Source organism: Xenorhabdus sp. IM139775, assembly GCF_028598745.1.
Classification (GTDB): Bacteria; Pseudomonadota; Gammaproteobacteria; order Enterobacterales; family Enterobacteriaceae; genus Xenorhabdus.
Genome location: NZ_JAQRFK010000189.1, coordinates 1 through 1284, shown reverse-complemented (window position 1 = coordinate 1284; position 1284 = coordinate 1). Strand labels below are relative to the sequence as shown.

At 57.0% G+C, this 1284-nt stretch carries 1 protein-coding gene and 1 pseudogene; both read right to left on the bottom strand.

The genetic code is table 11. The features are described from left to right. Positions 1–519: site-specific integrase (locus PSI17_RS16875; RefSeq protein WP_273553060.1), on the bottom strand; the 519-nt coding region annotated here is incomplete at its 3' end. Positions 520–527: 8 nt separating this feature from the next. After that, positions 528–1284: pseudogene (locus PSI17_RS16870) on the bottom strand (DNA primase); the annotation flags it as partial.

Sequence of the window (1284 nt, the reverse complement as noted above, 5' to 3'; positions counted from 1 at the left end):
TAACCAACGGAACCACAACCGCAGCGTACTCAGCCGCTCACGTTGCCCGTTATTGCTGTATCGATGACCATCAGCCTTACAGTAAGCCCGCAGGTAGCGCTGCCAGCTTTCCAGCAAGGCCAGCGTGACCTGCGCAGGATAACAGACGGTGCGCTGTTCGCACCAGTCCACGAACGGTAACAGCCGCTCCCGGTAGCTTTCCCGCGTGCGCGGACTTTTTCCCTGCGCCGCCTGCGTATCCAGATACGCCTCAAGTTGCTGGCGTAAGGTGGTGAACCGGGCGCTGTGTGGGTTTGTCATCGGAGGCTCCTTCTTTTTGCTGTGTGAGTCACAAGTGGCAGTACGGTATGATTTTCTTTTCTTAGGTTGCCGGAACAGTGATTTTTGCGTATCCCCAACTTGCGCGCGGCTAACCCAGTCCGGCTGCGGCTTTAAGCCAGATACCGCTACCACAACTTGAGGCCAGCTTGGCACCAACTTGGGGGCAACTTGCGTTGAGTTCAGCCCAACTTGCGCCATTCGTAGTGTCAGAGGGGTGTCTGGTCTGCGACGTCTTTCGGGTCAATCAGGCCGCACAGGTGCGCATGCTCAGTCGCATCACCGTCCCATAACAGTTCGTATTGCAGCAGGTGCCCGCGACTGCCGCCGTGGATAAGCAGGTATTCCATGTCAGCCAGCCGCTGGCAATGCACTTTAAGCTGGTTGTCACTCCACTGGGTAAAATCGCGGATATCCCGCCGGGTAAAGCGAACGTCGCGTAACGTCTTCTGCCCGTTTCCGGCCATGTCATGCGCCATTTGCTGTATCAGCAGCAACAGCTTGCGGGTCTGCGGCGGCATCTCGTCCAGCGTCCGGCCTAAGATGTCATGCGCGAGCTGGTTCGCCAGCCGGATATCGTCTTTCGTGACTTCGATATATTCCAGCCGCCTGCCGCGATGTTCAGCCACCTTCACTTCACGCTGGTACTGGTGCAGCAGGGCAATGCTCTGAATAAGCGTGAGATATTTCATATGGTCGCGGCGGGTGCGGGTTTTGTCTGACATAAAGGTCAGCTGGCTGGCATAGGGATTGACCACATTCAACGGACGCAATAACCGCTGGGCGTTCTGGTGCAACTGCGTCAGATAGTCGCGCTCGTTCTCAGCCAGCAACCCTTCGAGCGTTTGCTTATGGCGCTGCAACGCATGGATGGCTTCGGTCTGTTCGCGGGTTTCATTGACCGTCAGCACCAGACAGCGGTTCAACAGCTCTTCATCGACATCGATCGCCGTGGTCGTCAGCATC